The following is a 4759-nucleotide window of genomic DNA, read 5'->3' on the forward strand; positions in this document are numbered from 1 at the left end:
ATGGCTACGATCCGACTTCTTCCTGAGCAGATTCATTTTCATGAAGTAGGAAACATGGATGCGGTTGCAGATGTGGCCGGAGTTTGTCTTCTCATGGATATGCTTGCTCCTGACAGAGTTGTGGTTTCACCCGTAAACACAGGTTACGGCCACGTTCACTGTGCACACGGAATACTTCCGGTGCCTGCTCCGGCAACTGAATATATTCTTCATGGTATCCCTGCGTACAGCGGAAGTGTCGAGGGTGAACTCTGTACTCCTACAGGTGCAGCACTTCTTAAATATTTCGCCGGCGAATTTTCCGGTATGCCGGTTATGAGAACGGAAAAGACAGGATACGGTATCGGAAAGAAAAAGTTCCCTGTACTCAACTGCGTAAGGGCATTTATTGGTGAGACAGAGGACGGGACCGACCAGGTTCTTGAACTTGTGTGCAATACAGATGACATGACAGGCGAGGAGCTTGGATATGCACAGAAAATTCTTCTCGAAAACGGTGCACTTGACGTGTTTACTTCATCTGTCGGAATGAAAAAATCACGTCCGGGGGTTATGCTCACGTGTCTGTGCAGGCCTGAGGACAGAGACAGGATGCTCGGCCTTGTTTTCAGACATACCACAACAATCGGTATCCGTGAAAATATATGCAGACGCTATGTTCTCAGACGTGAGATAAATACAGTAAATACACCGTACGGTGATATCCGTGTAAAAAAATCATCCGGATACGGTGTTACAAAATACAAAGCCGAATATGACGACCTTGCAGCGGCAGCGGACAGAAACGGTATTTCTGTTGCAGAAGCGGGCAGGTCTGTCTGGCAGAAACTATAAGGAGAAAATTACTATGAGCGCTATTGAAACATTACACGCATTCCTTAAGGATGCAGAAACCTACTATCTTGCAACAACTGACGGAGACCAGCCAAGAGTAAGACCTTTCGGAACAGCAACACTTTTCGAAGGCAGAATCTATATTCTTACTGCAAAGTCAAAGGACGTTTCAAAGCAGATTGCTGCAAACTCAAAGTTTGAAATCTCAGCTATGGACAAGCAGGGAAGATGGATCCGCGTAAGCGGTGTTCTCACTGCAGACAACAGAAAGGAAGTTCACGAGGCACTTCTTGCTGACTATCCTCATCTTGGTTCAATGTACACAGCCGGTGATGACAATACAAATGCACTTTATCTTGATCAGATCAAGGCAACAATCTGTTCATTTACTGCAGCTCCTGAAGAACTTCAGTTCTGATAACAGTTCAGGTACATAACACAAAGCCGTAAACAGCCCGTCCGGAGGGAAGTTTACGGCTTTTTTTGCATTCACCGGAACATAATGACTATAGTCTCATTCTATAACTCCTTATTATTAATACATATTGGACAAGTAGGAATTGATGATGTATAATAAAAACATCGAAAGAAAACCTATTGAACTGATAGGATAATATATTAATTTTTACGGAGGTAAATAGAAATGAGTAATTCAGTAACAAGAGATGTTAATAATAAATTCTGGGATGAGAAACTCGAAACAATGCCGAGAGCTGAGCTTGAAAAGAAGCAGCTTGAAGACCTTAAGGAGATTGTAAAGTTTGCATATGACAATGCACCTTACTACAGACGTTCATTTGATGAGGCCGGAGTAAAGCCTGAGGATATCAGAACACTTTCAGACATTCAGAAGTTTCCTTTTATCAACAAGACAACACAGCGTGACACACAGGGCGTAGGTTCATTTCTCGGTGAACTTGCTGCAGTACCTGAAGAGGATGTTGTTTTTATTTCCACATCATCAGGTTCAACAGGCGTTCCTACAATGAGTCCGTTCACAAAGAAGGACTTCGATGAGTTTCAGGATACAGAAAGCCGCTGGTTCTGGCAGATAGGAATGAGACCAAAGGACAGATACGTTCATGCACTTAACTTCTCGCTTTATGTTGGCGGACCTGACGTAATCGGCGCTCAGAATCTTGGTGCACTGTGTATCTGGGGCGGTACTCTTCCAAGTGAAAGACTTCTCTTCATCCTTAAGACATATCAGCCTACAATCATCTGGACAAGCCCGTCATACGCATGGCAGCTCGGTGAGAAGGCTAAGAAGGCAGGCATCGATCCCAAGAAGGATCTCTCAATAAAGAAAATCATCGTTGCCGGTGAGCTCGGCGGTTCAATCGGTGCAACAAGAAAGGCAATCGAAGATCTCTGGGGCGCAGAGGTATATGACTTCTACGGACTTTCAGATATTTTCGGCGCATGTGCTGCTCACTGCGAATACCACGACGGCCTTCATATCGCAGAAAACCACATTCTCGTTGAAACAGTGGATATTCACACAGGTGAAATTCTCCCTCCTGGTGAGACAGGTGAGCTTGTATTCACAACACTCCGCAAGCACGCAAGACCGCTTATCCGTTTCAGAACAGGCGATATCGGACGTATTGACCAGACTCCGTGCAAGTGCGGAAGAACACACGGCAGAATCTATATCAACGGACGTAAGGATGACATGTTTATTGTTTCAGCCGTTAATGTATTCCCGAGCGATATCGAAGCAGTTATCAGAAACCTTGACGGCATAACAGGTGAGTATCTTATCCGTGTATTTGAAAAGGACTTTACATGCAAATACGCAGTTGAGATTGAAAAGAATGCTGACAACGCTGCTTCAGATGAAGAAGTTGCTCAGAGAGTTTCAGATGCTCTTAAGGCAAGAATAGGTGTAAAGCCGGCAAACGTTGTTGTTCATCCTGACGGAGGCCTTAACACACGTTCAGAACACAAGTCAAAGAGAATCATCGACGAAAGAAAACTCGATTACAACATTTAAGGAAACGCTGATTAAAACGAATATCCGGCTGCGCCGGATATTCGAAAGTAAGGAAAAACGGGCTTCGCCCCTATACCCCTGCACTGATTTATGAATAAATCAGTGCTTTCCTGAATATTAATATACATTTTACCACATTACTAATATTGTATCAAGACAAATTATTGCAAAGGAAAACAAGTACAGAAACCTTGTCCTCGGAGCATGGGGATGCGGAGCGTTTCATAACAAACCGGAAAATGTCGCAGAATACTTCAGAACCGTTCTTATAGACGAATTCTACGCTCAGTATTTCGATGAGATATGCTTTGCTGTTTATCCTACATTCTCGGAAACATGACGAGGTTTTTACCTCCTAAAATGGCTAAAAATCGCGAAAAAACACGTAGTTTTCTATTGACATTTCCATCGTCATGGTGTGTAATATAAGTATATAAACATGACGAGGTGTTGGATATGGCAATTGTAACTCAAACTGATAAACGTAGCGGAATCACATACGCTTATGATACAAAATATTACTGGGATAAAGAAAAGAAGCAATCACGTGCAAAACGAGTATGTGTTGGAAAGGTCAATCCGGATACTGGTGAGATTGTCCCTACCAGAGGAAGAGCGAAAAAAGGAGAGACTAAGAAAAGTACTGCTTTAGCGATTAAGCCGGGACCGAAACCTTTCACTGAATCCAGGCATCTTTATTATGGGGCGACATATCTACTCAATTGTTTTTCTGATGAAATAGGGCTTAGCGCAGATTTAAAACAGTGCTTTCCTGATATGTATAATCAGATTTTGTCAATCGCATATTATCTGATACTTGAAGATAATAACCCGTTGTACAGATTTGAAAAATGGAATTTTACTCACAAACATCCTTATGGACAGGATATAACTTCACCAAGAAGCAGCGAACTGTTTGCATCAATCACAGATGATCAAATAACAAAGTTTATGCGACTTCAGGCAAAACGAAGAGTAGAAGACGAATACTGGGCATACGACAGCACCAGTATATCAAGTTATTCAGAAACACTAAACCAGGTTCAGTGGGGCAAAAACAAAGAAGATGATAGTCTTCCTCAACTTAATCTTCTGCTTGTATTTGGAGAGAAATCCGAGCTTCCGTTTTATTATCGTAAACTTGCCGGAAATATCCCGGATTCAAAAACTGTAAAGCATCTTCTTGAAGATCTTGATATCATGGGATTTGGAAAAACCAAATTTGTTATGGACAGAGGCTTTTTCTCTGAATCAAATATCAACGGACTTTATAAAGATCATGTGAAGTTCCTTGTTGGAGTTAAACTGTCTCTTAAATTTTTCAAAAAGCATCTTGACGAGATATATGATGATATCCGCATGTTCAACAAATTCGATGAAAGTCTCGCTACTTATGGATATACAGTATCCGCAGACTGGGACTATACGCAGGAACGTCCATATAAAGGCGATGTCATAAAAGATAAGAGAAGAATGTACATTCACTATTACTACAGCATCGAAAAAGGTGCTGATGATGAGATGGCTTTTGATAAACGAATTGCAGAAATGTACTCAGAACTGAAGACTGGCAATCTTGTTGAGAGTCACAGAAAATCTTATGAAAAATTCTTTGAAGTAAAAGAGACACCTGTACGTGGAAGACAGGTAAGTTACAAAGAAGAAGCAATAAAAGAAGCACGTCGTTATCTCGGCTATTTCGCTCTTGTAACAAATGAAAAAATGGACGCATTTACTGCTCTGCATTTGTATCGAAGGAAGGATGTAGTTGAAAAAGCTTTCGGTAATATCAAAGACAGGCTTAACATGCGACGTACTTTATGCAAATCCGAAAGAAGTCTTGATGGAAAACTGTTTTTGGAATTCGTTGCTTTAATATTAATTTCTCATCTTAATCATAAGATGAAAGAAACGAATTTGTATAAAACT

Annotated in this window: 5 protein-coding genes; all 5 read left to right on the forward strand. The window is 41.4% G+C overall.

What is annotated here, in order from left to right; all coding sequences use genetic code 11:
* Positions 1-834 (forward strand): nickel pincer cofactor biosynthesis protein LarC (gene larC / locus ACKI39_RS09305; protein ID WP_407399861.1); only part of this gene is annotated, 834 nt, incomplete at its 5' end.
* A gap of 13 nt (positions 835-847) precedes the next feature.
* The gene (locus ACKI39_RS09310; protein ID WP_407399863.1) at positions 848-1252 is read left to right on the forward strand and encodes a pyridoxamine 5'-phosphate oxidase family protein; all 405 of its coding nucleotides are present in this window, start codon (positions 848-850) and stop codon (positions 1250-1252) included.
* A 225-nt stretch (positions 1253-1477) separates the two neighbouring features.
* A complete protein-coding gene (locus ACKI39_RS09315; RefSeq protein WP_407399865.1) occupies positions 1478-2830 on the forward strand; it encodes a phenylacetate--CoA ligase family protein in 1353 nt (450 codons plus the stop codon).
* A gap of 163 nt (positions 2831-2993) precedes the next feature.
* A complete protein-coding gene (locus ACKI39_RS09320; RefSeq protein WP_407399868.1) occupies positions 2994-3170 on the forward strand; it encodes a TIGR02452 family protein in 177 nt (58 codons plus the stop codon).
* 116 nt (positions 3171-3286) lie between these two features.
* A partial coding sequence (locus ACKI39_RS09325; RefSeq protein WP_407399867.1) for an IS1634 family transposase occupies positions 3287-4759 on the forward strand: 1473 nt, incomplete at its 3' end.

Origin of the sequence: Treponema sp., assembly GCF_045641405.1 — a bacterium.
Classification (GTDB): Bacteria; Spirochaetota; Spirochaetia; order Treponematales; family Treponemataceae; genus Treponema_D.

Bases quoted from the DNA above. Each gene is read 5' to 3' on its own strand.
- ACKI39_RS09310 (WP_407399863.1), top strand. From the start codon at position 848: ATGAGCGCTATTGAAACATTACACGCATTCCTTAAGGATGCAGAAACC.
- ACKI39_RS09315 (WP_407399865.1), top strand. From the start codon at position 1,478: ATGAGTAATTCAGTAACAAGAGATGTTAATAATAAATTCTGGGATGAG.